The 26,253-nt window shown below is 71.2% G+C and carries 25 protein-coding genes; 10 read left to right on the top strand and 15 right to left on the bottom strand.

Translation table 11 applies throughout. From position 1 onward, the window contains the following. Positions 1 to 5 precede the first annotated feature (5 nt). Positions 6 to 3,101, bottom strand: coding sequence for an efflux RND transporter permease subunit (locus tag ACLF3M_RS17295; RefSeq protein WP_430658205.1), 3,096 nt, complete (start codon positions 3,099 to 3,101; stop codon positions 6 to 8). Continuing rightward, complete coding sequence (locus ACLF3M_RS17300) at positions 3,098 to 4,225, bottom strand: efflux RND transporter periplasmic adaptor subunit (protein ID WP_430658206.1); 1,128 nt, start codon at positions 4,223 to 4,225, stop codon at positions 3,098 to 3,100. The genes ACLF3M_RS17295 and ACLF3M_RS17300 overlap by 4 nt, the downstream gene beginning before the upstream one ends. A gap of 163 nt (positions 4,226 to 4,388) precedes the next feature. Here ACLF3M_RS17300 and ACLF3M_RS17305 point away from each other — a divergent pair, with 163 nt between their 5' ends. Further along, positions 4,389 to 4,721 (top strand): hypothetical protein, encoded by a 333-nt coding sequence (locus ACLF3M_RS17305; RefSeq protein WP_430658207.1) that lies wholly within the window; start codon positions 4,389 to 4,391, stop codon positions 4,719 to 4,721. Between the two features lie 7 nt (positions 4,722 to 4,728). Here the strand turns inward: ACLF3M_RS17305 and hrcA are convergent, their stop codons facing one another. Continuing rightward, positions 4,729 to 5,847, bottom strand: a complete 1,119-nt coding sequence (gene hrcA / locus ACLF3M_RS17310; RefSeq protein ID WP_430658208.1) for a heat-inducible transcriptional repressor HrcA — start codon at positions 5,845 to 5,847, stop codon at positions 4,729 to 4,731. A 128-nt stretch (positions 5,848 to 5,975) separates the two neighbouring features. On the opposite strand from hrcA, the gene ACLF3M_RS17315 reads away from it, so the two are divergent. Then, a complete protein-coding gene (locus ACLF3M_RS17315) occupies positions 5,976 to 6,902 on the top strand; it encodes a lytic transglycosylase domain-containing protein (protein WP_430658209.1) in 927 nt (308 codons plus the stop codon). A gap of 21 nt (positions 6,903 to 6,923) precedes the next feature. Further along, a complete protein-coding gene (locus ACLF3M_RS17320) occupies positions 6,924 to 7,661 on the top strand; it encodes a hypothetical protein (RefSeq protein ID WP_430658210.1) in 738 nt (245 codons plus the stop codon). A 133-nt stretch (positions 7,662 to 7,794) separates the two neighbouring features. Here the strand turns inward: ACLF3M_RS17320 and ACLF3M_RS17325 are convergent, their stop codons facing one another. Then, a complete protein-coding gene (locus ACLF3M_RS17325; protein WP_430658211.1) occupies positions 7,795 to 8,673 on the bottom strand; it encodes a phytanoyl-CoA dioxygenase family protein in 879 nt (292 codons plus the stop codon). Positions 8,674 to 8,747: 74 nt separating this feature from the next. On the opposite strand from ACLF3M_RS17325, the gene rph reads away from it, so the two are divergent. After that, on the top strand, positions 8,748 to 9,500 hold the full coding sequence (rph, locus tag ACLF3M_RS17330; protein WP_430658212.1) for a ribonuclease PH: 753 nt from the start codon (positions 8,748 to 8,750) through the stop codon (positions 9,498 to 9,500). A gap of 47 nt (positions 9,501 to 9,547) precedes the next feature. Beyond that, positions 9,548 to 10,180: an RdgB/HAM1 family non-canonical purine NTP pyrophosphatase gene (rdgB, locus tag ACLF3M_RS17335; protein ID WP_430658213.1), complete on the top strand. Its 633-nt coding sequence runs from the start codon at positions 9,548 to 9,550 to the stop codon at positions 10,178 to 10,180. 497 nt (positions 10,181 to 10,677) lie between these two features. On the opposite strand, the gene ACLF3M_RS17340 is transcribed toward rdgB, so the two are convergent. The 5 genes from ACLF3M_RS17340 to ACLF3M_RS17360 form a co-directional block, all read right to left on the bottom strand. Next, a complete protein-coding gene (locus tag ACLF3M_RS17340) occupies positions 10,678 to 10,848 on the bottom strand; it encodes a hypothetical protein (protein ID WP_430658214.1) in 171 nt (56 codons plus the stop codon). A gap of 107 nt (positions 10,849 to 10,955) precedes the next feature. Beyond that, positions 10,956 to 11,234: a hypothetical protein gene (locus tag ACLF3M_RS17345; protein WP_430658215.1), complete on the bottom strand. Its 279-nt coding sequence runs from the start codon at positions 11,232 to 11,234 to the stop codon at positions 10,956 to 10,958. Positions 11,235 to 11,314: 80 nt separating this feature from the next. Beyond that, entirely contained in the window at positions 11,315 to 12,025 is a 711-nt protein-coding gene (locus ACLF3M_RS17350; RefSeq protein WP_430658216.1) for a hypothetical protein, read from the bottom strand. Positions 12,026 to 12,452: 427 nt separating this feature from the next. Continuing rightward, positions 12,453 to 13,628, bottom strand: coding sequence for an AraC family transcriptional regulator (locus ACLF3M_RS17355; RefSeq protein WP_430658217.1), 1,176 nt, complete (start codon positions 13,626 to 13,628; stop codon positions 12,453 to 12,455). 331 nt (positions 13,629 to 13,959) lie between these two features. Further along, positions 13,960 to 15,138, bottom strand: a complete 1,179-nt coding sequence (locus tag ACLF3M_RS17360) for a pyridoxal phosphate-dependent aminotransferase (protein WP_430658218.1) — start codon at positions 15,136 to 15,138, stop codon at positions 13,960 to 13,962. A 103-nt stretch (positions 15,139 to 15,241) separates the two neighbouring features. Between ACLF3M_RS17360 and ACLF3M_RS17365 the strand changes: the two genes are divergently transcribed. Beyond that, on the top strand, positions 15,242 to 15,394 hold the full coding sequence (locus ACLF3M_RS17365) for a hypothetical protein (RefSeq protein ID WP_430658219.1): 153 nt from the start codon (positions 15,242 to 15,244) through the stop codon (positions 15,392 to 15,394). Positions 15,395 to 15,598: 204 nt separating this feature from the next. Here the strand turns inward: ACLF3M_RS17365 and ACLF3M_RS17370 are convergent, their stop codons facing one another. From ACLF3M_RS17370 to ACLF3M_RS17380, 3 genes are all read right to left on the bottom strand, one after another. After that, on the bottom strand, positions 15,599 to 17,281 hold the full coding sequence (locus ACLF3M_RS17370) for a stimulus-sensing domain-containing protein (protein ID WP_430658220.1): 1,683 nt from the start codon (positions 17,279 to 17,281) through the stop codon (positions 15,599 to 15,601). Between the two features lie 72 nt (positions 17,282 to 17,353). Next, the gene (locus ACLF3M_RS17375) at positions 17,354 to 17,623 is read right to left on the bottom strand and encodes a hypothetical protein (protein WP_430658221.1); all 270 of its coding nucleotides are present in this window, start codon (positions 17,621 to 17,623) and stop codon (positions 17,354 to 17,356) included. A 56-nt stretch (positions 17,624 to 17,679) separates the two neighbouring features. Further along, positions 17,680 to 18,381, bottom strand: coding sequence for a response regulator transcription factor (locus ACLF3M_RS17380; RefSeq protein ID WP_430658222.1), 702 nt, complete (start codon positions 18,379 to 18,381; stop codon positions 17,680 to 17,682). 98 nt (positions 18,382 to 18,479) lie between these two features. Between ACLF3M_RS17380 and ACLF3M_RS17385 the strand changes: the two genes are divergently transcribed. From ACLF3M_RS17385 to ACLF3M_RS17400, 4 genes are all read left to right on the top strand, one after another. Further along, complete coding sequence (locus ACLF3M_RS17385; protein WP_430658223.1) at positions 18,480 to 19,214, top strand: HugZ family protein; 735 nt, start codon at positions 18,480 to 18,482, stop codon at positions 19,212 to 19,214. A gap of 148 nt (positions 19,215 to 19,362) precedes the next feature. After that, entirely contained in the window at positions 19,363 to 20,958 is a 1,596-nt protein-coding gene (locus tag ACLF3M_RS17390; protein ID WP_430658224.1) for a phosphoenolpyruvate carboxykinase, read from the top strand. 163 nt (positions 20,959 to 21,121) lie between these two features. Beyond that, positions 21,122 to 21,538, top strand: coding sequence for a DUF2237 family protein (locus ACLF3M_RS17395; protein WP_430658225.1), 417 nt, complete (start codon positions 21,122 to 21,124; stop codon positions 21,536 to 21,538). Positions 21,539 to 21,581: 43 nt separating this feature from the next. Then, positions 21,582 to 21,839 carry a hypothetical protein gene (locus ACLF3M_RS17400; protein WP_430658226.1) on the top strand — a complete coding sequence of 86 codons (258 nt, stop codon included), beginning with the start codon at positions 21,582 to 21,584 and terminating at the stop codon, positions 21,837 to 21,839. On the opposite strand, the gene ACLF3M_RS17405 is transcribed toward ACLF3M_RS17400, so the two are convergent. The 3 genes from ACLF3M_RS17405 to ACLF3M_RS17415 all read right to left on the bottom strand — a co-directional run bounded on the left by ACLF3M_RS17405 (position 21,818) and on the right by ACLF3M_RS17415 (position 26,142). After that, complete coding sequence (locus tag ACLF3M_RS17405) at positions 21,818 to 23,014, bottom strand: MFS transporter (protein ID WP_430658227.1); 1,197 nt, start codon at positions 23,012 to 23,014, stop codon at positions 21,818 to 21,820. The genes ACLF3M_RS17400 and ACLF3M_RS17405 overlap by 22 nt on opposite strands. A 79-nt stretch (positions 23,015 to 23,093) precedes the next feature. Next, on the bottom strand, positions 23,094 to 25,910 hold the full coding sequence (polA, locus tag ACLF3M_RS17410) for a DNA polymerase I (protein ID WP_430658228.1): 2,817 nt from the start codon (positions 25,908 to 25,910) through the stop codon (positions 23,094 to 23,096). A gap of 7 nt (positions 25,911 to 25,917) precedes the next feature. Continuing rightward, on the bottom strand, positions 25,918 to 26,142 hold the full coding sequence (locus tag ACLF3M_RS17415) for a zinc-finger domain-containing protein (RefSeq protein ID WP_430658229.1): 225 nt from the start codon (positions 26,140 to 26,142) through the stop codon (positions 25,918 to 25,920). Positions 26,143 to 26,253 lie beyond the last annotated feature (111 nt).

Below are 26,253 nucleotides of genomic sequence, written 5' to 3' on the forward strand. Positions count from 1 at the left end.
GCAGTTTACTCCGCCGGCGCGCCCGGCGCATCGGCCGGCGTATCGGACCGGCGTGAAAACATCGCCCCCAGCCGGTCGAAGCCGAGATAGAGCACCGGCGTCACGAAGAGCGTCAGCGCCTGGCTCGCCGCGAGCCCGCCGACCACCGCCAGGCCCAGCGGCTGGCGAAGCTCCGCCGCCGCGCCGAGGCCCAGCGCGATGGGCACCGCGCCGGCGCCGGCCGCCAGCGTCGTCATCAGGATCGGGCGGAAGCGGATGATGCAGGCCTCCCGCACGGCCTGAAGCGGCGGCGCGCCTTCCCTCTGCCGGACCAGCGCGACGTCCACGATCATGATCGCGTTCTTCTTCACGAGCCCGATCAGCAGCAGCACGCCGATCACCGCGATCACGCTGAGGTCCATGCCGAACAGCCAGATCGTCGCCAGCGCGCCGGCGGCGGCCGAGGGCAGCCCCGACAGGATGGTCAGCGGGTGGACCAGGCTCTCGTAGAGAACGCCCAGCACGACATACATCACGCCGAGCGCGGCCAGCAGCAGCAGCCCCTGCCCTGCCAGCGCCTGCTGGAAGATCTGCGCCGTGCCCGTGAAGCCCGTCACGATGCTGGGCGGCAGCCCGGCCTCGCGCTGCGCCGCCAGGATCGCGTCCGTCGCGGCGCCGAGCGACATGCCGGGCGCGGTGTTGAAGCCGATCGTCACCGCGGGCAGCTGGCCCTGATGCGCGATCGTCACCGGGCCGGGGCGGCGAGAGAAGGTCGCGAGCCCCGTCAGCGGCACCAGCCGCCCGGTATTCGCGCGCAGCCAGATGCGCCCCAGGTCGGCCTCGTCGCGCTGGTCCGCCTTCTCGACATCGAGGATGACCTGATAGGACGCCGCCGCGCCATAGATCGTGCTGATCTGGCGCGAGCCGAAGGCGGAGTAGAGCGCCTGGCGCACCTGGTCCACGGTGATGCCGAGCGACGCCGCGCGGTCGCGGTCCACATCCACCTGCAGGATGGGGGCGGCGAGCTGCAGGTCGTTGTTCACGTCCTGCAGGCCCGGGATCTGGCGCAGCTTGTCCGTCATGCGCTGGGCCCAGTCATACAGCTCCTGCTGCTGCAACCCCTGCATGGTGTAGAGGTAAAGCGTGCGGGCCTGGCGCGCGCCGAAGGAGATGTTCTGGATCGGCTGCAGGAAGACCCGCATCCCCGGGACGCTCGCGGCCTGGCGGCGCAGCTGCTGCACGACCTCGGTGATCGGCGGGCGCTCGTCGCGCGGCTTGAGCTCGACGAACATGCGGCCCTGGTTCATGGCCTGGGTGCCGCCGCCGACGCCGATGTTGTGCACGACGCGCGCGACGTTCGGATTGGCCGCGATCAGCTCCGCGACGCGGGACTGGCGGCTGGCCATGTCGTCGAAGGAGATATCCTGCGGGCCGTCGGTGGACACGCTCAGCAGGCCGGTGTCCTCGACCGGGAAGAAGCCCTTCGGGATGTTGATGGCGAGCCAGCCCGCCAGCACCAGCGTGCCGAGGAATGCCAGCCAGACGACGCTCCGCCAGCGCAGCGCCTTGTCGAGCAGCCAGGCATAGCCGGCCTCGACGTAGTGGAAGCCGCGCTCCAGCGCATGAGCGAACGGCCCGTCGGGCCGGGGCTTCGGCAGGCGGGACGCCATGAGCGGCGTCAGCGTCAGCGACACCACGCAGGATGCGATGACCGCCAACGAGACCGTGGCCGCGAAGGCGTTGAAGATGCGCCCGACCACGCCGCCCATCAGCAGGATCGGCAGGAAGACCGCGACCAGCGACGCCGTGATGGACACCACGGTGAAGGCGATCTCCCGCGACCCGCGGATGGCCGCCGCCATGGGCGGCATGCCTTCCTCCATGTGGCGCATCGCGTTCTCGAGCACGACGATCGCGTCGTCCACGACGAGGCCGACGGCGAGCGTCAGCCCCAGCAGCGTCACGTTGTCGATGCCGTAGCCCAGCCCGTACATCATCGCGAGCGTCGCCGCGAGGCTGACCGGCACCGCGACCGCGGGGACGATGGTGGCCGACACCCGGCGGAGGAAGATGAAGATCACCAGTACGACGAGCCCGACCGCGATCAGCAGGGATTCCTGCACGTCGTGCACGGCGTCGCGGATGGACACCGACCGGTCCAGCATGACGCCAAGCGTCGCCCCGGGCGGCAGTGCCGCCTGGAGCGCCGGCAGCGCGCGGCGCACGCCGTCCACCACATCAACCGTGTTGGCGTCGGGCTGGCGCTGCACCGCAAGGATCAGCGCGCGGTCCCGCCCCGACCAGGCCGCGATGCGGTTGTTGGCGACGCTGTCCTCCACCGTCGCGATGTCGGACAGCCGGATCGGGTTGCCGCTGCGCCCGCCGACGACGAGGGAGGAGAAGGCCTCGGCGTTCGAAAGCTGGTCGTTGGCGCGCAGCGTCAGCTGCTGCCGAGGGCCGCTCAGCAGGCCGACCGGCGTGTTGGTGTTGGCCGCCGCGATGGCGCGCTGCGCCTCGTCGAAGCCGAGGCCGAGAGAGGCCGCGCGGTCGGGGTCGAGATGGATGCGCACGGCGTATTGCTGCTCGCCGAAGGTCAGCACCTGCGCGACACCCGGCACACGCGACAGCGCCGGGGAGATCACCAGCGCGGCCGTGTCGTTCAGGCGGGACAGCGGGACCTCGCCGCCCTGTAGCGTCAGCAGCAGCACCGGCGCGTCGGCCGGGTTCACCTTCCGGAAGGAAGGCGGCGTCGTCATCTCCGCCGGCATCTGCCGCTGCGACCGGCTGATCGCGGACTGCACGTCGAGCGCCGCGGCATCAATGTTCTTGCCGAGCACGAATTGGAGCGTGATCTGCGTCTGCTCCTGCCCCGATGTCGAGGACATCTGGTCCAGGCCGGCGATGGTGGAGAATTGCCGCTCCAGCGGCAGGGCGACGGAATTCGCCATCGTCTCCGGGCTCGCGCCGGAAAGCTGGGCGGTGACCTGGATGACGGGGAAGTCCACCCGCGGCACGGCGGCGACCGGCATCTGGAAATAGGCGACGACGCCGGCGATCACCGCCGCGACGGACAGCAGCCCTGTCATGACGGGGCGGCGGATGCAGATCTCCGGGAGGGTCACGAGCGTGCCCCGCCCTGGCCGCCCTGCTGGGGCTGCTGCGGCTGGCGTTCCTGCGTGCGCGATCCCTCGGTCAGCAGGTTCGCCCCTTCCACGACGACGCGGTCGCCGGGCTGCACCTCACCCGAGATCACGGCGCGGCCGCCATTGATGCGGACGACGCGCACGGGCCTGCGGTGCGCGACGTTCTGCGCATCCAGCACGAAGACCTGCGTGCCGCGCGCGCCCTGCTGGACGGATTGCACGGGCACGGTCGTGCCGTCCTCGCTGCGCAGCGTCACCGTCAGGTTCAGGTACTGGCCGGGCCAGAGGCGCTGCGCCTCGTTCGGGAAGCGGGCGCCGAGGGCGATGGTGCCGGTCTGCGGGTCCACCTGGCTGTCGAGGAAGGTCAGCCGGCCCTCCACCGGCGGGCCGCGGTCGTTCGGCACGGCGGCGCGCACCACCGGCGCATCGCCGGCGGCCATGGCCTCGCGGATCTGCGGCACCCAGCGCTCCGGCGCGGCGAAGCGCACGATCAGCGGGTCCATCGGCGTGATCGTCGCAATCACCGTGTTCTCGGCGGCGCGCAGCACGTTGCCCTCGCGCACCGGCAATGCGCCGAGCCGACCGTCCACCTCGGCGACGATGGTGGCGTAGGCGATCTGGGTGCGGGTGAAGTCGATCAGCGCCTCGGTCGCCTTGACGTTGGCGGCGGCGACCTGCGCGTCGGCATTGGCCTGCTCGAAGCGCTGCTGGGCGGCGAAGCCCTCGCCGCGGAGCGAGGCGTAGCGCTGCCGGTCGGCCTCGGCCCGCGCCGCCGTCGCGCGGTCGCGCACCAACTGCGCCTCCTGCTGGGCCAGCACGGCATAGGGCAGGCGGCGATCCAGGGTGAAGAGCACGTCGCCCTTGCTGACCATCTGGCCCTCGGTGACGTGCACGCGCTCGACCTGGCCGTCCACGCGGGCGCGGACGCTGACGACGCCCTCGGCCGCGGCGGTGCCGTTGGCCGGGAACTCCACCGGGATCGGGCCGCGCTGCACCACCGCGGTGGTCACGGGCACGGCGGGCCCGGACCCCGTCGGCGCCTGCTGCGCCAGGGCCGGCAGGGCGAGCAGCAGAAGCGGAACGAGGCGAAGCACAGAACGCATGGTTCCAATCTCGGATGAGTCTCGACGTATGTAATCGGCAAAACTGCGAGGTGTCGCAGACTTCACGCAGGGCTCATCACGTCGCGTAACGCGTGTATCGCGCCGCAACATGCGAACGACCGGCGTGCCCGCGCGTTGCCGCAGTGCAACAGGAGCAAGCGGGATGGCAGAGGAACGCGGGCGCAAGGGCGGCACGTCCTTTCCGAACAAGCCGGACACCCAGACCAGGACCGCGCGCCCGACCAGCGTCGGGCCGCATCACGTGACGCGCGAGCAGGAGGATCCGGCCAATCCCGGCATAACGCCGGAGAAGGGCTACGCGTCCGAGATCGCCGCGAACAACGAGGCGACATCGCGCGGTCCGGGTTCAGGTCCCGTCGCGCCGACCCCCAAGGCCGCCGCGAAGACCGGCCGCCCCGAGGAGGCCAAGCACGACACGACCGAGGATGCGCCGGTCCAGCCACTGAGCGGCACGACGCGCATGCAGAAGGAGTGATGTCGGGCTAGCCCAGCAGGCGCCCGATCACCCGCGCGGTGTAGTCCACCACGGGCACGATCCGCCCGTAGTTGATCCGGGTCGGGCCCACCACACCGATCGCGCCGACGATCCGCTGGTCGGCGGCATTGCGGAAGGGCGCCACGACCATGGACAGGCCGGCGCTGTCGAACAGGCCGCTCTCGGCGCCGATGAAGATCTGCACGCCCTCGCCGCGCTGGGCGAGGTCGAGCAGGCGCAGCATCGTCTCCTGGGTCTCCAGCCGCTCGAACAGCGCCTGGATCTCCGTGACCCGCTGCACCTGGTCGAGGTTCTGCAGCAGCTTCGCCTGGCCCCGCAGGATCAGCGTGCCGCCGACCCCGCCCGACCAGGTGGCGAGCCCCGCCGCGATCACCTGCTGGGTCAGTTCGTCCAGCGCCGTGCGGTTGGCCGCCATCTCGGCCTGCACGTCGGTCCGCGCCTCGTCCAGCGTGCGGCCCGACAGCCGCGCATTGAGGTAGTTGCCGGCCTGCACGAGCGCGGAGGGCGGCAGCCCCGCCGGCACCTCGATCACGCGGTTCTCGACCTGGCCGTCGGCGGTCACCAGCACGACCAGCGCGCGGCCCGGCCCGAGCGCGACGAACTCGATATGCCGCAGCGGCGCCTCGCTCTTCGGCGCGACGACCAGGCCCGCGGCGCCGGCCAGGCCCGACAGCATCTGCCCGGCCTCGGCCAGCGTGTCCTGCAGGCTGCGCCCGCCGGCGGCGCAGCGGGCCGCGATGGCGTCGCGCTCCTCCTCCGGCAGGGCGCCGAACTGGAGCAGCCCGTCCACGAAGAGCCGGAGCCCGCGCTCCGTCGGCAGGCGCCCGGCGGAGGTATGCGGGGCGTAGAGCAGCCCGGCATCCTCGAGGTCCGCCATCACGTTGCGGATGGTGGCAGGGGAGAGCGCCTGCGGCAGGCGGCGCGACAGGGTGCGGCTGCCCACGGGCTCGCCGGTCGCGACATAGAGCTCGACCAGTTCGCGCAGGATCGAGGCGCCGCGGTCGTCCACGCCGGGCGGGAGCAGACCGCCCGGGGAGGCAATGGAGGTGATGGCCGGCGCCCGCGACGCCGCTGGCGTCAGCCCCGGGCGCGGCGGCCGGTGCATCGGACCCATGGTGGCTCTGATCCCGGACCGTCCTTCTACGCGTGAACGCTAGGGACGGGGCGGGGACGGGTCAACCTCGGCCAGCTTCCGCTTGAGATTCGCGGCGCGGCGGCGCAGTTTCGGTTGATGTGGCGCAGCATGACCGTCCTTCCTCTTGCCCTGCTTCTTGCGCTGGCCGCCGCCAGACCCGCCGCGGCGCAGGCGAGCTGGCAGTATGGCGGCGCCGGAACCTGGCAAGCCGTGCCGGGGTCGCCGCGCATGCAGGGGGCCCCGCCGGCGGCGCCGCCCTCGGTGCAGAGCATGGCGCCCTCGACCCCCCCGCCCGACCTCAGCGCCAACTACCAGCGGCTGCGCCAGCAGCGGCAGCTGAACGAGAGGACGGAGTCCGGCTCCTCCCTGATCCTCCAGGGCATGATCCCGCGCAGCAGCCGCTGATCGCGCTGCTGGTCCTGCTGCTGCTGGCAGGCCCGGCCCAGGCGCAGCCCGCCAATCCCTGGAACGCCTGCGAACAGGCCATCGCCGCGGAATCCCAGGTCGGCCTGCCGCCCGGCCTGCTGCTCGCGATCGCGCGGGTCGAAAGCGGCAGGGCGCGGCCCGGCGGCGGCGTCGCGCCCTGGCCCTTCGCGATCAATGCCGCGGGCGAGAGCCGCTTCGCCGAGAGCCGCGAGGCCGCGATCGCGGCGGTGGAGGGCTTCCGGGCGCGCGGCGTCACCTCGGTGGATGTGGGCTGCATGCAGGTGAACCTGCTGCACCATCCCGGCGCCTTCGACAGCCTCGACGCCGCCTTCGATCCCGCGCGCAACGTCGCCTATGCCGCGCGCTTCCTGCGCGACTTGCAACGGCGCACCGGCAACTGGGCGGAGGCGATCGCGCAGTACCATTCGGGCGAGCCGGGGCGGGGCCTGTCCTATCACGCGCGGGTCAATGTCCAGCGCGTGGCGGCCGGCACGCTGCTGAGCTCGCCGTCCCTGCTGCGAGACCTCTGCGCGCGGGGGCGGCGGCCGGCGGTCCTCGTCGCGCCGAACGGCCGGCCGCGCGTGGTCTGCCGGGGCTGAAGCGGCTATAGGGCGGGCCGGATGATCAAGCGCCGCGCCGCCCTGCTGCTGATGCTGCCGACCCCCGCCCTGGCGCAGCAGCGCAGCGGCGGCCAGGGCGGGGGTCGGCGGCTGGAGGCGCGGCTGCGACCGGGCGGGCCGCCGGTGGCGATCGAACTCGCCGCGGCCAGCGCGGGGCGGGAGCGCGTGCAGCGCCTGCGCGCCAGCGGCGCGGTGACCGGCGAGGTGATCCTGCCGACCCAGACCGGCGCGGCCGGCAGCCCCGTGGTACTGCCGCTGGCGGGGCGCGAGGTCGTGATGGTCAATATGGCCGGCACCACGGGGATCGGGCTGACCCAGCAGCTCGGCGCGGTGATCGGCGCCGACGAGGCGGGGCGGCTGCGCATCATCGGGCTCGAGAACCTCGATGCCCGCGACAATTCCAACTGCGAGAGCGAGGGGCGGCTGACCGGCCGCTTCGTGCCGGGCGCGGAGGGCGCGCTGAACCTCGACTGCGCCTTCCAGCGCATCCGCGGGAGTTGCGGCCAGCGCTGGCAGGGCACGCCGCGGCGCGAGAGCTGGACCGACATGCTGGAGTGGGACGGGCGCGGCGCGCTCCGCGGGGAGCCCCCGCCCGACGACGCGCCGCGCATCCGGCACGCCATGGCGAATGCGCGCCAGCGCGTCGCGGCGATGCTGACGCCGGTGGTCACCGACCTGCGGCAGGTGGACTGGGACGGAACGGGGGTGACGGAGCTGGTGCTGCTGGGGCTGGGATAGCCCGCGCCCGAGCTGCGCCGACCTGAATCAGCGGGCGGCGCCGCACCGACCAGCTTCGCGACCCCGTCACCCATCTCTCTCCCCCTTCCTGGGGGAGAGGGCAATGGAGGGAAACGGTGGCTCCGAACGCGGCTCAGTCCGCGGTGTCCACCGGCACCACGGCTCGCGGCAGGCCGTCCCGATACGCGTAGTTGCCGCCAGGAAGATGCGCGTGCGCCACGGTGCAGCCGGCATAGTTCCCGTGCTCGTCGTGGAAGAGCCGGCGATGGTCCTCCAGGCTGCCCCAGACCGCGCCGATCTGGTGGTAGTGGAACTGGATCGCGCGGCGGCGCAGCGCGGAGCGGTTCGGCGCGGTGTAGTGCTGCAGCAGGCCGTGGAAGACCAGTGCGTCGCCGGGCTGCATCTCCACCGCGATGCGGCTCTCGGGCTTCAGCAGGTCCTCCCTGATCCGGCAGCGGTTGAAGTCGTTCTCGTGGTGGTGCGGCATCGGTCCCCAGAGATGCGAGCCCGCAATCAGCTCCATGCAGCCATTCTCGCGCCTGGCCTCGTCGAGCGCGATCCAGACGCCGACCACCAGGCCGGGATCGGTGACGCGGAAATACGAGCAGTCCTGATGCCAGGGCTTCTCGCCGCCGATCAGGGGCGGCTTCACCAGTGCCATTTCCTGGAAGAGGACGCGGCCTTCGCCCAGCACGCGGTCGAGCGCGCGATGCAGGGACGCGCTCATCGCGGCGTCGTGCAGCGCCGCGGCGTCGGTGCAGAAATCCATGTACTTGCGGATGTGGAGCTCCCGCTCCCCGGGCGGCGTGCCCTCGGGCGGGGGGCCGTTCTCCCACATCAGGATGGTCTCGCGGGCGGGGATGCGGCCGCTGGCCAGGCCCGACAGCGCCTCGAGACAGGCCGCGACATGGCGCGGTCCCAGCACGCCGCGGAGCAGCATCCAGCCCTCCCGGCGATAGCGCGCGACGTCGTCCGCGGTCGCGACCGGCCCGGCGGGGTGCTGCATGTCCATGGGCGGTTCCTCCGCCGGCAGCCTAGGGTCACTCACCGCTGGACGCCACGGGATTGCAGGGCTAGGGCAGCGCCATGATCGACTTTCCTGCGGGCTTCAAGGCGCCCTTCGTCCGACCCTCGAACCGCGGGGCCGACGAGCTTCGCGCGGTGACGCTGACGCCGGGCGCCGCGCGCCACGCCGAGGGGTCCTGCCTGGTGCGCTTCGGCGTGACGGAGGTGCTCTGCACCGCGAGCATCGAGGGCAAGGTGCCACCCTTCCTGCGCAATTCCGGCCAGGGCTGGGTGACGGCGGAATACGGGATGCTGCCGCGGGCGACGCATACCCGCGGCGACCGCGAGGCAGCACGCGGCAAGCAGTCCGGCCGCACGCAGGAGATCCAGCGACTGATCGGGCGCAGCCTGCGCGCCGTGACCGACATGAAGGCCATGGGCGAGATGACCGTGACGCTGGATTGCGACGTGCTGACCGCGGATGGAGGGACGCGCACGGCGTCCATCACCGGGGCCTGGGTGGCGCTGCACCTGGCGTTCCAGCACGCGATCGCGAAGAACATCCTGAAGAAGAACCCGCTGAAGGACCAGGTGGCGGCGATCTCCTGCGGGGTGTGGAACGGGACCCCGGTGCTCGACCTCGACTACGAGGAGGACAGCAAGGCCGAGACCGATGGCAATTTCGTCATGACGGGCTCGGGCGGCATCGTGGAGGTGCAGGCGACCGCCGAGGGCGCGCCCTTCACCGAGGCCGAGCTGACCGCGCTGCTGGCGCTGGCGCGCAAGGGCACGAACGAGCTCTTCGCGAAGCAGCGGGAGGCCATCCGGACGTGACATCGGCCACGGTGCGTCGGCCCTCACCCTCCACAGGGGGGAGAGGGTTGGGTGAGGGGGGCGCGCCGTCCCGGCGCCGGCGCCTGGAAGGCCCGACGCTGGTCCTGGCGACGCACAACGAGGGCAAGCTGCGGGAGGTCGCGGAGCTGCTGGCGCCCTGGGGCCTCGAGGTCGTCAGCGCCGGCTCCCTCGGCCTGCCGGAGCCCGCGGAGACGGAGACGAGCTTCCTCGGCAATGCCGGGATCAAGGCGGTGGCCGCGGCGAGGGCGTCGGGCCTGCCGGCGCTGGCCGACGACAGCGGGTTCTCGGTCGCCGCGCTGGACGGCGCGCCGGGCGTCTATACCGCGGACTGGGCGGAGACGCCTTCCGGCCGCGACTACGCCATGGCGATGGCGAAGGTCGAGAAGCTCGCGCGGCACTCTTCGGACAAAAGGGCCTGGTTCAGCTGCGCGCTGGTGCTGGCCTGGCCGGACGGCCACGTGGAAGGCTTCCTGGGCGAGGCGCATGGCGAATGGATCTGGCCGCCGCGGGGGACCAACGGCTTTGGCTACGACCCGATGTTCGTGCCGCATGGCCACGCCGAAACCTTCGGCGAGATGACGCCGGCGGCGAAGCACGCGATCAGCCACCGGGCGGGGGCCTTTCGGCTGCTGTCGAAGGCCTGCCTGCCGGCGAGGTAGGAGCGGCGGGGCTTTTACTGTTTTAGGATTTTAAGCTTTTAGCCTTAAAGCGGCTTGCGGGGTTCGGACACATCGCCCGGCCCTGGGCAGACGGGGAGCCTAAGGGGCGGATGGACGGGTTCAAAGAGCGGCTGGCCTTGATGGGACCGTGTTCCTAAGAATAAGACGCCAGCGCTGCGGTGTCGAGCGGTTTCGTTATGGGCGGGTGAGTCCGGGGAGGGCCACCGCGTCCGGTTTGCACGGATAGCGGGCTCTCAGCTTGAAACACACGGCCCAAATGCGCTGGCCGTGACACTCCGTGAGTAGCGCACATCAACGCCGGGCAGGACGACTGACGTGAAGCGCCGGCTAATGCCGGTCAGCAAAGCAGGCAGATCAGTTGGCACGTCGCCAAGCCTCGGCCAGTTGCGGCGGCACGGGCGACAATGCCGGCCCGCCGCAGGCCTGAGCTGGGCCGGCGCGCCCCGGCGCAACCGAGGCGCCGATCAGGACGCGCATCACGGCAGGCCCCAGACGGTCGGGCGGATCGTCCAATCGATGGCGATCGGATCGGGATAGGGGGCAGCCTGCTGAGGCATGCCGGAGACGCTTTGCATGGCAGCAAAGGCGGCCATCGTCGTCAGCAGCGTCGCGACGACCGTAAGGGTGACCTTGGGCCTGAACGTCAATGTCCGCTCTCCTGAGTCGGGCCACTCGCTGAGTCGGGCCACCCGCGTGGCGCGCGGCCTTGGTGCTGGGTGGCGCTGATGGGGTGGTAACGTGCGCGCTGTCGCGGCTATCGCGCGCTGGCGCGATCCCGGCGCCGACGTTCCCTGTCGTCCTGCAGGACGCGCAGCAGCCTGGGGTCGCAGCCTGTCTCCAGCAGGTGGCGAAGCAGGCGCTCGCGGGCGGTGTAGGGGCGCGCGGAACCGGCTGTGATACCGGCGCGAAGCAGCTCATCGCCTCCCGCTTCTCCCGCACCAAACGTGTGCCCGGGCGAAACGCTCCTGATGGGCGAGGAGGCGGTGACCGTCTTGGGGACGACCGCCGGCGCGACCGGCTTGCCTTCCGTCATGGCGCATCCCCTTCGCTCTCGGTGAACGGCGGGAGTGTGGCAGCCGCGAAGCGGCTGGGATGCGGATCCGACACGCAGGCTCAGCGCCGGACCGAGGAGTGGACCGACTCCGTGGCGGGCAAGGTCTCGGCCGACATGGCAGCCGCACAGGCCGCGGCTGCGGCGGCAGGCGCTTCGCGCTCCACTGTCGCGCCCATGCCGCCCGCCACGGCGGCGAGGCTCCGGCACAACGCCGCCAGCCGCATGGGCGCGCCCTCGCGCGCGGGGGGCGGTGCCCCGAGTGCAAAGGCAGGCGCGCCGTCGCCGATCGCGACCGCGGCAGCATAGCGCGGCGCATCGGCGCCGCGCGGGCGCGTCATCCCCGCATCGACCACGTCCAGAATCGCCCTGGCTCCTGGGCCATAGCCGATGGCCACCACCATGCCGCTGCCCATCCGGCGCGTCACGGCATCGAGCGCGTCGATCGCACCGGCGACGACACCGTCCCGCTCCTCGGAACTCGCGTCGCAGCGCACGGGCATGAGCTCGACCACCGCCGCATGCTCCTCGAACAGCAGCGCCGAGACGAGCGCGTCACGCGCCGCGTCCTGCGGCCGCTCCATCGTCAGCAGGACGACGGCCCCGTCGCCCGACTGCCAGGATGGCGGCATGCTGAGCAGCATGCCGGCACGACACGGCTGCAAGGCTTCTGGTGGAGCCTCGAGATAGTGGTAGGTCGAGTGCTCGCCGGCGAGGGCGGGTGGCACGAGCAGGCTGGCTGCAAGCATCGCAGCGGCAAGACGGGACTGCATCGTGAACCTCCTCCTGTCGCGACCGGTCGCAGTCGCCGGTACCGTGCCCTGTCATCGACCTCCCCCGGACCGTCGGCGCGCGCTTCAGGATCGATGCGGCACGCAGACTGGACGCATGATGGGTAGGCCGAAGAGTGCCGCGCAGGCTCAGTGGATTCGATCCCGGCAAGCGAAGGCAGGCTCGCACGCTGGAAGGCGGTTTGGAGGCGTGCAGTGCCGCGCCCGGCTGCTTCCCTGCCGGATCTGTCCAGGACTTGCCGTTCTCGTATGTCACGGCTTCGCGGCCTGGCGACCGCGCCAGCGGGCGGTTCCCTGATGCAAGCCGCTAACGATCGAGCAGCCTCCAGACGCGGCGCAGGACGTACTGCTCTCTGCGCTGCCGTTCGCGGATCAGTCGAAGGCGTCGCCCGAGCGACCGACGCGCTCGCTACGAGCGGGACGCGCGCCGAACGACATCCGACGGGGCTTCGCCGAAGCGGCGCCTGAACGCGGCGCCGAACCGGGACGCGTTCGTGAAGCCGTAGCGACGTGCGACCGCGCCGATCGGGCCGCCGGTTCCCCCGCGGCTAAGCTCAGCATGCACCTGTTCCAGCCGGCACGCTTGCAGCGCGGCGAGCGGGGTCGTGCCGCGGAAACGCCGGAACACGCCGTGCAGGTTGCGCACACTGCATCCGGCCGCGACGGCGACCTCAGCGATACGGATCGGCCTGGTGCTGTTGGCGCGCATGAACTCCTCGGCGCGCCGCACATAGGCCGGAACCGCGCATGGTGCCCCGACGTCCAACTGGTCGGCGTAGTTGTGTCGCGCGGCACGCAGCAGCAGCGTCACGAGGAGGTCGGTCATGGCGGCGAGCGCGACGGGATTGTCGACCACGCCGTCAAGGCTCTGGAACTCGGCAAACACGGCATCCAACTGGCGCTTGAAGCTCACGGCCAAGCCGCAGGTCCAGTCCAGCGCAGGCGCGAATTCGAGCGGCCGGCGCAAGTCGCGGTCGAGCGTGTGCCGCAGCGTCTCCTCGACCTCTGCCACCTTGAAGCAGAGGTTGGCGCGGCCGCCGGAGTCACTGAACACCACTTGGGCGCGCGGGCTTGGACGCATGACCAGACCGCCGCCTTCGCTGGCCGTCGTCGCGGCGCCATCCTGCAGCAGCGTCAGCGCGCCCTTGCAGGGCATCACGACGACGAAGTTGCCGCTTTCGTCGCCGCTCAGCCGGACATCGGTACTGAAGCGATTCTCGGCGAAGCACGCCTCGATCGTGCCAGCACTGCGGCTTGCCATGGCAAAGATCGGCTCGTTGAAGCGCATGCGCCACAGCGCTCGGTCCCGCAGCTGATAGCCGTATTGATGGCTAGTCCCCGGAAGCCGGCTACTGATGCGCGAACTGGCGGTGAACTCCGCGGGATCGATGCTGCTGACGGTCTTGAACTTCGCGGCCGCGGGAGGATCGATAAGGCGTGCGCCTGGAAACATCGCTCTCACTACCCTTGTCGCGAGCCATGCGGAAGTTCGGTGACAGCCGGCTGATCGCGCAGCGCTCCGCGCTGGCGTGCTGATCACCTCGACTTCGTTCCGGAATCTGACATCGTCGATGACCTTCGGCAACTGGTTCTCGCCTTCCGGCCTGCGGCAGGTCGCGCGACGTCTCGACCGTTGCCTCCAACGCGGCACGGAGGTCGCCTCGGACAGCGGCCGTGATGAGGGGCATGGATGTCGACCGGCCACCAAAGGAAGGGCTGAAGCAGAGGGCAATGAGCAGCCTTCGATCGAAGCCGTGAACGCGGGCTTGGAGACCGGCTGGTAGTTGTTCCCCACACCCCGGCCGCCTGCCAGTCGCGCAGCCGGCGTCAGCAGGACATCCTCGAGCCGCAGCATCTTGCACCCGGACATCCACGACCGAGTGCCACGGCGGGGCGCCAGCGGCCCCGCTCGCGCCCTACCCCAGCACGCGCGCCAGCCGCGCCACCGCCTCGCGCGCCAGGTCGGGGCTGATGGCGAAGCAGATTCGCAGGAAGCCCTCGCCTTCCGGGCCGAAGGCGGTGCCGGGGGCGACACCGACCTTGGCCTGCTCCAGCAGACGGAAGGCGAGGTCCAGGCTCTTCTCCCCGGTGTCCACCTTGACCATCAGGTAGAAGGCGCCGTCGGGGGCAAAGACCGTCACGCCGGGCAGGCGCGACAGGCCCTCGACCAGGATCGCACGGGCTTCCAGGCAGCGGCCGACCATGGTGCGGATGAAGCCGTCGCCCTGTTCGAGCGCCGCCACCGCGGCGTGCTGGATGAAGGTCGGGATGGACGTCGTATTGTACTGGTTCAGCTTGGCGAAGGTCGCGGCCAGCCCCTCGGGGTAGAGCACCCAGCCCGCGCGCCACCCCGTCATCGCCCAGTTCTTGGAGAAGGTGTTGGTCACGATCAGCCGGTCGGATGGCGTCGCGACCTGCAGGAAGGACGGGGCGATGGCGTTGCCGTAGGTGAAGTGGTTGTAGACCTCGTCCGACAGGATCCAGAAGCCCCGGGCGCGCGCTGCGTCGCGCAGCGCCTCCATCTCCGGCCGCGTCATCACCCAGCCCGTGGGGTTGTTGGGCGAGTTCACCACGACGATGCGCGTGCGCGGCGTGACCGCGGCCAGGATGTCGGGGAGCGGCCAGGAGAAGCGGCCGGCGGCGCTCTGCCGGAAGGGCACGGCCACGGGGACGCCGCCGGTCACCCGCACGGCTTCGCCCAGGTTCGGCCAGCCGGGGGCCGGCACGATCACCTCGTCGCCGGGCTCGAGCAGCGCCTGGCAGGCCTGCATGATGGCGTTCATGCCGCCGGCGGTGATGGAGAAGCGCTCCGGCGCGACCTCCACCCCCCAGTGGCGGCGATGGTAGTCCGACAGCGCCTGGTGCAGCGCGGGGATGCCGCGGGAATAGGTGTAGCGGGTCTCGCCCGCCAGCATGGCCCTGTGGGCGGCCTCGACCACCAGGTCGGGCGTGGGCAGGTCGCCCTCGCCGATCCAGAGTTTGATGACCTCGGGGTCGTGGCGGCCGCGGTCGGCGACGAGGCCGATCTGGCTGGTGCCGACTTCCTTGATGCGGGCGGGCAGGGTCTGCAGCAGGTCGGGGGCGATCGGGTCCATCGGGCAGCGGATGCCGCGCGGGCGCGCCAAGGGCAAGCCCCCGGGCCTGAAGCCTGCCGGGGCGGCCCCTTTCTCTCCGGCAACAAGCCGGGAGACAACCACCATGCCTGCGTTGCGCGTGGCGCTGCGCTGCGCCGCCCTGTCCACCCCCTTCGGCCTGGCCGCGGCCCAGCCCGTGGTGAGCGACCAGCCGCCGCCGGCCGTGTCAGGGGCGCGCGTGGCGGTGGTGGCGGAGGGGCTTTCCAATCCCTGGTAGCGGCGGCCTTTTCCGGCTTGCGGTCCGTGCGCAGGACCTGCCGGTCTTCGTCGCCGCCTTCGGCCGCGATCCCCTGGCGCACCAGACCTGCTATGGACCGCGCCTGCACCTGATCGCTGTCCTCTGCCGTCAGAGCATCGGCATCTCCCCGCTCGCCTTCGCCAAGCTCGTCCAAGCCCGAAAACCCGCACACCGGGTCAGCTACTACCCCGCGGGCAGCCTGACGACGAAGCGCGCCCCCAGGATCTTCCCGTCGGCGTCGCGGCGGTTCTCCGCGCCGATGCGCCCGCGCAGCCCCTCCACGATCTGGCGCGAGATGGACAGGCCGAGGCCGGAATGCTGGCCGAAGCGCTCGCCGCTCGGCCGCTCCGAGTAGAAGCGGTCGAAGATGCTCTCGAGCTTGGCGTCGGGGATGCCCGGCCCCTCGTCCTCGATCGTGAACTCGACGGTGGCACCGAGCGGGCGCGCGCGCACCGTGACCTTGCCGTCCTTCGGGCTGAAGGAGACGGCATTGCCGATGAGATTGCGGAAGACCTGCACGATGCGCCCTTCCACGCCGCGCACGATCAGCGTCTCCGGCGCCTCGATCTCCACCAGGGGATCGCCGTCCCCCCGCGTCGCGGCATGCAGCTCGCCCAGCGCGGAGAGGATGGGGGCAACGTCCACGGGCTGCGCGATGGTGCGCGACAGCTCGGCATCCACCTTGGAGCTGTCGGCGATGTCGTTGATCAGGCGGTCCATGCGCACCGCGTCGTCGGAGATGATCTGGAGAAGGCGCTTCTGCTTCGCGGTGTCCTCGATCCGGCGCAGCGTCTCGATGGCGCTGCGCACGGAGGTGAGCGGGTTGCGAAGCTCATGCGCGACGTCGGCCGCGAAGCGTTCGTTGGCGTCGATGCGGGCCCAGAGCGCGCGCGCCGCGGCCTGCAGGTCGCGCGCGAGCACGCCGATCTCGTCGTCGCGCGCGAGCAGCGGGCCGGGCACGCTGCCGCCGCGGCCCTCGCCTTCCCGCATCGCCGCCGCCGAGGTCGCGAGCTGCAGGATCGGCGTGGCGAGCGTGCGCGCGAGGTAGTAGCTGGCCAGCACCGTCAGGACCAGCGCGAGCGCGAAGAGCGCGAGGACCGAGACGCGGATCTCCATCAGGCGCTGGTCCACCTCCCGCGCCTCGCGCGTCAGCAGCACGATGCCGACCGCGCCGGCGCCGCGCCGCGCGGGCTCCGCCACCGAGACCAGCAATCGGCCTTCCGCGGTGCGGCGGATATAGGGACGCACGCCGCCTTCCAGCGCGAGGCGCAGCTCCTCCCGCCGGTCGCCGCCGGCCTGGCCGCCGCCGAATTCGGGCTGCCAGTCGAAGCTCGGCGCGTCGGGGTTCACATCCACCAGCACGTCCTCGCGGGTATCGCGCGGCAGGATGGCGAGGATGCGGTCGTAGATCCCCGCCACGGCGCCGGAGAACGCGCCGCGGGGTTCGGGCGGGGGCAGCGGCTCCGTCACGATGGCGCCGCCCGGGCCTTCGCGGACGCGGCTGTCGGCGACCAGCAGGCCGGTGGTGTCATAGAGGCGCGCCTGGGTGTTGGGCGAAGGCTCGACCAGGCGGCGCAGCAGCGGGCGGGCGGCGTCGGGCACGAGGGTGGTGCGGTCGTCGCGGGTGCGGGTCGCGGCTTCGGCGATGGCGCCGGCGTAGATGCGGGCCTGGGTGCGCAGCGCCTCGATCTCCGCGGCCAGCAGCCCGTTCTGGTACTGGTCGAGATAGAGCAGCGCGGCGGCCAGCAGCGCCGGCGGCAGGGCGTTCAGCAGCAGGATCCGGCGCAGCAGCGGCGAGAGCCAGCGGCGGCGTTCCGGTGTTGCCGGCCTCTGCTCGGTCAGCGGCGCGCCGCTCGCGTCGGGCATTTCGGTCCTGCGGGTGCGATGCCGGAGCCTAGAGCAGCACCCGTCGCGTTGGAACCGCTCCGCGCGCGGGCCTCAGCGCAGACCCTGCGCTGCCGAGGCGCCGTCGCGCCGTCCGTATTCATAGGCCTGGCGTTCGGCCTCGTAGCTGCCGTCGCGGTAGCCCGGCAGGGTCGCCGGCGCCGCATAGGACGGGGCATAACCCGCCGGCGCGCCATAGCCGTAGGACTGCGCGTAGCCCGGCTGCACATAGCCCGACTGCGCATAGCCGGGCGCCGGCCTTTCGACATAGGCGCAGGCTGCAAGCGGCGCGCCGAGCAGCAGCGCCAACATCACGCGTTTCACCGCAATCCTCCTCTTGCTGTCGTTCCCCGAACGCAGTGTGAGGAGGGCGGTTTGGTTCAGGCTTCCTTGTAGCGGTAGCCCAGGCCGTAGAGCGTCTCGATCTGCGCGAAGTCGTTGTCCACCTGGCGGAACTTCTTGCGCACGCGCTTGACGTGGCTGTCGATCGTGCGGTCGTCGACGTAGATGTTCTCGCCATAGGCGGCGTCGATCAGCTGGTCGCGGTTCTTCACCATGCCCGGCCGCACCGCCAGCGCCTTCACCAGCAGGAACTCGGTCACCGTCAGCTGCACCTGCTGGCCCTTCCAGAGGCAGGTGTGCTTGGTCTCGTCCAGCATCAGGTCGCCGCGGGCGATGATGCCGCCGGCCGGTGTGCCGCTGCCCTCGTTGCGCGACGCCTCGTTGCGGCGGAGCAGGGCGCGGATGCGTTCCAGCAGCAGGCGCTGGCTGAAGGGCTTGGTGATGTAGTCGTCGGCGCCGAGCCGCAGCCCCATCAGCTCGTCGAGCTCGTCGTCCTTGGACGTCAGGAAGATCACCGGCATGGCGCTGCGCTGGCGCAGGCGCTGCAGCAGCTCCATCCCGTCCATGCGCGGCATCTTGATGTCGAGCACGGCGAGGTCGGCGGGGCGCGCCATCAGCCCCTGCAGGGCGGATTCGCCGTCGGTGAAGGTGCGGACCTGGAACCCCTCCTGCTCGAGCGTCATGGACACCGAGGTCAGGATGTTGCGGTCGTCGTCCACGAGCGCGATGGTGGCTGGCACGGTGGTGAACTCCCTGGGCCGAGGCTCAACCGCGCCCGGCCATGGCGCCCTTATGGCGGCAGATTGTGGCAAAGGCGGGTCGGACAACCGGAGACGATATGGCGACGGAAGGGCTGGGGTTCGAGGCACGGCGGCTGATCCGGGGGGCGGCGGCCGCGACGCTGGCGACCAGCGCCGACGGGATGCCCTTCGCGACCCTGGTGACGCCGGCCACCGCCCCGGACCTGTCGGCCCTGATGCTGCTGTCGTCCCTGTCGGAGCATACCCGCCACCTGCGGGCAGAGCCACGCTGTTCGCTCCTCTTCGTCGGCGCGCCCGAATCGACCAACCCGCAGACCGCGCCGCGGGTGACGGTGACCGGGCTGGCCGAGATGGTGCCGGAGGACGAGGTGCCGCCGCTGAAGGCACGCTGGCTGGCGCGCCACCCCTATGCCGCCCTGTATGCCGATTTCGGGGATTTCGCGCTGTGGCGGGTGAAGCCGGGCGGGGCGCTGCTGGTGGGCGGCTTCGCCCGGGCGACCCGTTTGCGGGTTGCGGACCTCCTGCCGGACCGGGCCGCGGCGGCGGCGGTGGCGGCCGCCGAAGCCGAGATCCTGGCCCATGTGAACGCCGACCATCCGGACGCCGTCGGCGCGATCGCGACGGGGCTGCACGGCGCGGTGCCGGGCGACTGGCGTCTCGTTTCGGTGGACACCGATGGCTGCGACCTCGCGCTGGAGGACACGGTCATCCGCCACGCCTGGCCGGCCCCGGTGGCCGATGCCGACGGCGTCCGGGCCGGGCTGATCCGGGCGGCGCGGGAGGGGCGTGCGGCGCAGCAAGCTAACACGTGACCAGGTAACCCACCGGTTCGCATTGCGCACAGACACTTAGCCGCCCTAATTCTGCCCCGCTCACCCCCCAAGCATCGGGGCCAGCGCGGACGCCCCGATTCTACCCTGGATTGCAGGGGGACCAACCGCGCCTCATCGGAGGAAGTGCATGACGTCCCCCATCGCCGCCCTGGCCGGCACCGGCGTCGCCGGCCCGGCCGAGATCCACGCCAACCTGACCGCGCCGGGCCTCTATGCCCATGCGCTGCGCCGTGGCGAGGGGCGGCTTTCCGCCGATGGGGCCTTCATGGCGGTGACCGGCCAGCACACCGGGCGTTCCGTGCAGGACAAGTTCGTCGCCGACGACCCCGAGGTGCATGACGCAATCTGGTGGGGCAAGGTGAACCGCCCGTTGCCGGTGGCGAAGTTCGACGGCTTCACCGCCAAGGTGCGCAGCTTCCTCGGCCAGGCGCCGGAGCTCTTCGTCCAGGATCTGTATGCCGGTGCCGATCCCGCGCACCGCATCCGCGTGCGCCTGGTGACGACCCATGCCTGGCACGCGCTGTTCGCGCGCAACATGTTCATCCGCCCCGCGCGCGAGGAGCTGGACGGCTTCAGGCCGGACTACGTCATCCTGCACGCGCCGGAATTCGAGGCCGACCCGGCCGAGGATGGCTGCCGGACCTCCACGCTGATCGCGCTGTCCTTCGCCAAGCGCGTGATCTGCATCGCTGGCACCAGCTATGCCGGCGAGATCAAGAAATCCATCTTCACCGTGATGAACTGGATCCTGCCGGATCGCGGCGTGCTGCCCATGCATTGCAGCGCCAATGTCGGCCAGGGCGGCGACAGCGCGCTGTTCTTCGGCCTCTCCGGCACGGGCAAGACGACGCTGAGCAGCGACCCCGAGCGCGCGCTGGTCGGCGACGACGAGCATGGCTGGTCCGACAGCGGAGTCTTCAACTTCGAGGGCGGCTGCTACGCCAAGGTCATCAAGCTGTCGAAGGAAGCCGAGCCTCAGATCTGGGACGCGTCGCACCGCTTCGGCGCGGTGCTGGAGAACGTGATCTCCGACGAGCACGGCAGGCTCGACCTCGATGACGGGCGGCTGACCGAGAACACGCGGTCCTGCTACCCCATCGAGTTCATCCCGAACACGGTCGCCGGCGGCCGCGCGGGCAAGCCGAGGAACGTCGTGATGCTGACGGCGGACGCCTTCGGCGTGCTGCCGCCGATCGCCAAGCTGACGCCGGCGCAGGCGATGTACCACTTCCTGTCGGGCTACACCGCGCGCGTCGCGGGCACCGAGAAGGGCCTGGGCAAGGAGCCGCAGGCGACCTTCAGCACCTGCTTCGGCGCGCCCTTCCTGCCGCGCCATCCCGAAGTCTATGGCCGCATGCTGGAGGAGCGCATCCAGAAGGACGGCGCGCAGGTCTGGCTGGTGAACACCGGCTGGACCGGCGGCGCCTATGGCACGGGCAAGCGGATGAGCATCCAGCACACCCGCGCGCTGCTCCGCGCTGCGCTGGACGGGAGCCTGGCGAAGGTGGAGTTCGTGCGCGATCCCTTCTTCGGCCTGATGATGCCGAAATCAGTGCCGGGGATCCCGTCCGACGTGCTGAACCCGCGGGAAAGCTGGGCTGACAAGGATGCCTATGACCGCCAGGCGAAGCACCTGGTCTCGCTGTTCGAGCAGAACTTCGAGACGTTTGCCGGCGCGGTGGGCGAGGACGTGAAGGCCGCGGCGATCCGCGCGGCGGCGTAAGAGCGCGGACTGCCCCGCCCCTCCATTCCCTCCCCCGCCTGCGGGGAAGGGTCAGGGTGGGGGTGCTTCGTTCAGCAAGCCCTCATCCTCCTCACCCTCACCCCATCCCTCCCCCGCTTGCGGGGGAGGGGGCCGCGATGCGGGGGAGGGACTGGAGCAACCGATGCCCCTCGACGACACCAACCGCCGCCGCGACCGCGGCGAAGGGCCGCCGCCCGCGAAGAACGTGCTCGGCGGCGCGCTGCTGCCGTGTTCGGTCGCGCCGGTCACCGGCTTCTTCCGCGACGGCTGCTGCAACACCGGGCCGCAGGATCTCGGCCTGCACGTTGTCTGCGCGGAGATGACGGCGGCGTTCCTGGCCTTCTCGAAGCGCGCGGGCAACGACCTCTCGACGCCGATGCCGCAATACGGCTTCGCGGGGCTCAGGCCCGGCGACCGCTGGTGCCTCTGCGCCGCACGGTGGGAGGAGGCGCGGCTCGCCGGCGCCGCGCCGCCCGTGCTGCTGGAGGCGACGCATGTCGCGGCGCTGGCCGTGTGCAGCCTGGATCACCTGAAGGACCACGCGCTCGACGCGCCGTGAACCGCGCCACCGCGTCCTGCGTTGCGCGGGCGGAGGTGCAACCATGCCCGCACGGCTGAAGAAGGGCGGTTCGCGCGAAACCGTCTCGGCGAACATCAAGGAACTCGTCCATGACTGGGAGAAGGACGGGACCATCGGCAACAGCCACCCCAGGACGAAGCAGCAGGCCGTGAAGCAGGCGGTCGCGATCTCGCTGGGCGAGGCGCGGCAGACCGCGCGCGGCAAGGCGAAGCCGCCCCCGCCCCCCGCGGGCACGCCGAGTGCGGCAAAGGAGAAGCGTCAGCGCCGCCGCGCTTCCTGATAGAGCGCGACGGCGGCGGTGATGGCCATGAAGGCGGCGCCGAGCAGGAAGACGCGGTCGGCGTGGCCGTGGTCCATCAACCAGCCGAACATCAGCGGCGCGACGATGCCGCCGAGGTTGAAGCCGGTCGAGACGATCCCGAAGGCCGCGCCCGCCTGGCCCGGCGGCGCGGCAGCGCGGACCATCATGTCGCGCGACGGCATGCAGAGCCCGCTCAGCATCCCTGCCACGCCCAGCAGTACCGCCACGGCCAGCCCCGGCAACGCCAGCCACCCCACCATCGCCGTCGCGACGCCCGCCCCCGCGAAGCCGAGCGCCGCGATCAGCCCGTGCCGCGCATAGCGGTCCGCGAGCCAGCCGCCGACCAGCACGCCCGCCGCCGAGCCCATGAGATATGCCGTCACGGCTGCGCTCGCCCATGACAGGGACAGCGCGTGCGCGGTCACCAGCGCGGCGACCGCGAAGGTGTTCATGCCGCTGAAGGCAAGCGCGATGAGGACGAAAAACCCGGTCAGCCCGATGATGCGCGCGTTGATGAGCTTCGGCTTCGGCCCCTTCTCGGCGCGCGGCTTCGCCGCGGGCTCGTCGCGCGGGCAGGCGATCCAGACGAAGGCCGCCGCGGCCAGGCCGATCACCGCGGCGAAGCCGACGGCGGCGCGCGCGCCATGCCCCGCCGCGATGGCGAGCAGCACGGCCGGCGCGACAGCACCGCCGGCGTAGCCGGCGAAGGTGTGCCAGGAAAAGGCGCGCCCCATGCGCTCCGGCCCGATGCGGCTGCCCAGCATCGCGTAATCCGCGGGGTGGTAGACGGCATTGGCGATCCCCGCGAGCACGGAGGAGATTAGCAGCCAGGCATAGGTGCCGAAGACCGCGAAGCTGCCGAAGGCGACGACGCTCATCGCAAGCCCCGCGGTCAGCACGCGGCGCGGGCCGACGCGGTCCACGAGGAAGCCGACAGGCGCCTGGGTCAGCCCGGTGACGATGCTGAACAGCGTCAGCGCCAGGCCGAGCTCGATGAAGGACGCGCCGAGGTCGTCGCGCAGCAGCGGGATGAGCGGCGCGAAGGTCAGGATGTGGAAATGGCTGACGGCATGCGCCGCCATGATCGCGAACAGGGTCTGGCGCTCGGTGGCGGTCCAGGTAGGGGCGCCGGGGGTAGCGGTGGCGGTGCTCATGGGGTGGTGAGGTGCTGGCGACGGTTGCGCTCACCCCCACCTTCCCTCGCCCGCTGGCGGCAAGGTCGTGCGACCGGCATCAATGCGCCTCCGCCCACGACCTGCCGTGGCCCACTTCCACTGCCAGCGGCACCGATAGCGTCGCCGCGTTCTCCATGACCTCGCGCACCAGCGTCGCGGTCGCCTCGGCCTCGGCTTCCGGCACCTCGAAGACCAGCTCGTCATGCACCTGCAGCAGCATGCGCGCGCGCAGGCCCGCGTCGCGTAGCGCATGCGGGATGCGCACCATGGCGCGCTTGATGATCTCGGCGGCGCCGCCCTGGAAGGGCGCGTTGATGGCGGCGCGCTCGGCGCCGCCGCGGCGGGCGGGATCCTTCGACGCGATGTCGGCGATCCAGATCTTCCGCCCGAACGGCGTCTCCACGTAGCCGCGCGCGCGGGCGTCTTCCTTGATCCGCTCCATCGCGTCGCGCACGCCGGGGTACTGGCCGAAATACGCATCGATGATCGCGCGTGCCTCGCCGGGCGGAATGCCGAGGCGCGTCGCGAGCCCGAAGGCGGACATGCCGTAGATCAGGCCGAAATTGATCGTCTTGGCGCGGCGGCGCGCTTCCTTGTCCACCTTCGCGGGGTCGAGGCGGAAGATATCGGCCGCCGTGCGGCTGTGGATGTCCTCGCCCTTCGCGAAGGCCTCCTTCAGGCTCGGCACGTCGGCGACATGGGCGAGGATGCGCAGCTCGATCTGGCTGTAGTCCGCGGAGAGCAGGACGTTGCCGGGCTCGGCCACGAAGGCGGCGCGGATGCGGGCCCCTTCCTCCGTGCGGACCGGGATGTTCTGCAGGTTCGGCTCGGTGGACGACAGTCGCCCCGTGGAGGTCACGGCCATCGCGAAGTCCGTGTGCACGCGGCCCTGCGCATCAGCCTTCTGCGCGAGCGCGTCCACATAGGTGGATTTCAGCTTCTGGATCTGCCGCCAGTCCAGCACGCGGCGCGCGAGTTCCACGCCCTGGGCAGCAAGCTCCTCCAGCACGCTCGCATCCGTTGAATACGCGCCGGTCTTCCCCTTCTTCCCGCCCTTCAGCTTCATCTCGTCGAACAGGATTTCCCCCAGCTGCTTGGGCGACCCCACGTTGAACGGCCTGCCCGCGAGGTCGTGGCACTGGCGTTCGTAGATCACGAGCTTCTGCGAGAAATCCTCGCCGATGCGGGCGAGTTCCGCGGCGTCGATCTTGATGCCGCGGAGCTCCATGTCGCGCAGCACGCCGACCATGCGGCGCTCCACCTGCTCGTAGAGCGCCAGCGCCTTCGCCTCCCGCAGCCGCGGCTTCAGCAGCGCCCAGAGCCGCAGCGTGACGTCGGCGTCCTCGGCGGCGTAGGCCGTCGCCTTGTCCAGCGGCACCTGTGCGAAGGAGATGCGGCCGCGTCCCGTACCCGTCACGCTGTCATAGCTGACCGGCGCATGGCCGAGATGCAGTTGCGACAGCTCGTCCATGCCCTGCGAATGCCGCCCGGCATCCATGGCGTAGGAGATCATCATGCTGTCGTCCACCGGGGCGACGGCGATGCCGCCATTCTCCGGCCGGCACAGCACCTCGAGGTCGTATTTCGCGTTGTGCAGCACCTTGAGGACCGCGGGATCCTCCAGCATCGGCTTCAGCTCGGCGAGCGCCGCGTCGGGGTCCAGCTGGTCGGGGCGCCCGTTGCCCATGAGGTCGCCGCTGCCCTCGTGCCGCAGCGGCACGTAGCACGCCTTGCCAGGCGCGACCGCGATGGACAGGCCCACCAGCGTCGCCTTCAGCGCGTCCAGGCTGTCGGTCTCGGTGTCGAAGCCGATCACGCCGGCCTCGCAAGACGCGGCGATCCAGCGGCGCAGCGCGTCCATCGTCGTGACGGTCTCGTACGGTCCGAAGGGCGCATCCTGCGGCGAGGCGACGGGCGCCTCCGCCGCGACCGCGGCCGGGCGCACGCCGCGCATCGGCGCCGCGCCGTCGCCGAAGCCCAGGCGCGCCAACAGGCTGCGGAAGCCGTTCTCCCGCAGGAACTTCTCCAGCGTCACGGGCTCGGGCGGCTTGGCCACCAGCTTCTCGACCGGGACGGGGATCGGCGCGTGGCAGTCCAGCGTGACCAGGCGCTTGCTGATCCGCGCCTTCTCGGCGTTCTGCTCCAGCGCCTCCCGCCGCTTGGGCTGCTTGATCTTGTCGGTGTTGGCCAGCAGCGTCTCGAGGTCGCCGTACTCCGTGATGAGCTGCGCGGCGGTCTTGATGCCGATGCCGGGCACGCCCGGGACGTTGTCGGTGGCGTCGCCGGCGAGCGCCTGGACCTCCACCACCTTGTCCGGCGTGACGCCGAACTTCTCCAGCACCTCGGGCTCGCGGATCGGCTTCTGCTTGATGGGGTCGAGCATCTCGACCCCCGGGCCGATCAGCTGCATCAGGTCCTTGTCGGAGGAGACGATCGCGACCGTCCCGCCATCCGCGACGAAGGCCCTGGCGTAGCAGGCGATCAGGTCGTCGGCCTCGTAGCCCGCCTGCTCGACCTTGCAGACGCCGAGCGCCTCGGTCGCGTCGCGGATCAGCGCGAATTGCGGCACCAGTTCCGGCGGCGGCTCCGGGCGGTGGGCCTTGTAGTCGGGATAGATCTCGTTCCTGAACGTCGTGCGCGCGGTGTCGAAGACGACGGCGATGTGCGACGCCGCATGCTTCGTCAGGAACTGCGAGAGCATCTGGGTGAAGCCGTAGACGGCGTTCACATGAACCCCGTCCGGCCGCGTCATCGGCGGCAGGGCGTGGTAGGCCCGGAAGATGTAGCCCGAGCCATCCACCAGGATCAGCCGCTTCTCGCCCGGTGCGACGGGCTTGACCCCGCCGGCGCCGTTCTCCCCCTCGTTGCCGCTCACGAGGGTTTCAGTGCCCGTGATCGTCGCCGGCGCCCGGCGCCAGCACGTAGGTGCGCGAGCAATAGGGGCAGGTCACCTGGCGATCGACGATCCGGAGATAGACCAGCGGATGGCCGAGCGCGCCGCCTCCGCCGTCGCAGCCGACGGTGCGCTTTTCCACCGAGATCGTTTCCTCCGGCGTCACGCCGGGGGTCATCACGGGGGTGTATTGCGTCTGCTTCTGATCGCGCATGGCCAGGTCCCGTCCTTGCCGGGCGGAACATAGGGGGGGCGGGCGGATCGGGCCAGACTCGGGGCTGGCCAGCGCGGCCCACCGCCGTTAGGTAGCCTCCCAATCACCGCC

Origin of the sequence: Falsiroseomonas sp. HW251 (assembly GCF_050563545.1) — a bacterium.
Classification (GTDB): domain Bacteria; phylum Pseudomonadota; class Alphaproteobacteria; order Acetobacterales; family Acetobacteraceae; genus Falsiroseomonas.

Excerpts from the sequence above, each read along its gene's own strand:
- ACLF3M_RS17390 (WP_430658224.1), top strand. The coding sequence starts at position 19,363 with ATGACGTCCCCCATCGCCGCCCTGGCCGGCACCGGCGTCGCCGGCCCG.
- ACLF3M_RS17325 (WP_430658211.1), bottom strand. The coding sequence starts at position 8,673 with ATGGACATGCAGCACCCCGCCGGGCCGGTCGCGACCGCGGACGACGTC.
- ACLF3M_RS17345 (WP_430658215.1), bottom strand. The coding sequence starts at position 11,234 with ATGACGGAAGGCAAGCCGGTCGCGCCGGCGGTCGTCCCCAAGACGGTC.
- ACLF3M_RS17405 (WP_430658227.1), bottom strand. The coding sequence starts at position 23,014 with ATGAGCACCGCCACCGCTACCCCCGGCGCCCCTACCTGGACCGCCACC.
- hrcA (WP_430658208.1), bottom strand. The coding sequence starts at position 5,847 with ATGCACCGGCCGCCGCGCCCGGGGCTGACGCCAGCGGCGTCGCGGGCG.
- ACLF3M_RS17385 (WP_430658223.1), top strand. The coding sequence starts at position 18,480 with ATGGCGACGGAAGGGCTGGGGTTCGAGGCACGGCGGCTGATCCGGGGG.
- ACLF3M_RS17415 (WP_430658229.1), bottom strand. The coding sequence starts at position 26,142 with ATGCGCGATCAGAAGCAGACGCAATACACCCCCGTGATGACCCCCGGC.
- ACLF3M_RS17365 (WP_430658219.1), top strand. The coding sequence starts at position 15,242 with ATGCCTGCGTTGCGCGTGGCGCTGCGCTGCGCCGCCCTGTCCACCCCC.
- ACLF3M_RS17320 (WP_430658210.1), top strand. The coding sequence starts at position 6,924 with ATGATCAAGCGCCGCGCCGCCCTGCTGCTGATGCTGCCGACCCCCGCC.
- ACLF3M_RS17400 (WP_430658226.1), top strand. The coding sequence starts at position 21,582 with ATGCCCGCACGGCTGAAGAAGGGCGGTTCGCGCGAAACCGTCTCGGCG.
- ACLF3M_RS17350 (WP_430658216.1), bottom strand. The coding sequence starts at position 12,025 with ATGCAGTCCCGTCTTGCCGCTGCGATGCTTGCAGCCAGCCTGCTCGTG.
- ACLF3M_RS17360 (WP_430658218.1), bottom strand. The coding sequence starts at position 15,138 with ATGGACCCGATCGCCCCCGACCTGCTGCAGACCCTGCCCGCCCGCATC.
- rph (WP_430658212.1), top strand. The coding sequence starts at position 8,748 with ATGATCGACTTTCCTGCGGGCTTCAAGGCGCCCTTCGTCCGACCCTCG.
- ACLF3M_RS17370 (WP_430658220.1), bottom strand. The coding sequence starts at position 17,281 with ATGCCCGACGCGAGCGGCGCGCCGCTGACCGAGCAGAGGCCGGCAACA.
- ACLF3M_RS17395 (WP_430658225.1), top strand. The coding sequence starts at position 21,122 with ATGCCCCTCGACGACACCAACCGCCGCCGCGACCGCGGCGAAGGGCCG.
- ACLF3M_RS17305 (WP_430658207.1), top strand. The coding sequence starts at position 4,389 with ATGGCAGAGGAACGCGGGCGCAAGGGCGGCACGTCCTTTCCGAACAAG.
- ACLF3M_RS17300 (WP_430658206.1), bottom strand. The coding sequence starts at position 4,225 with ATGCGTTCTGTGCTTCGCCTCGTTCCGCTTCTGCTGCTCGCCCTGCCG.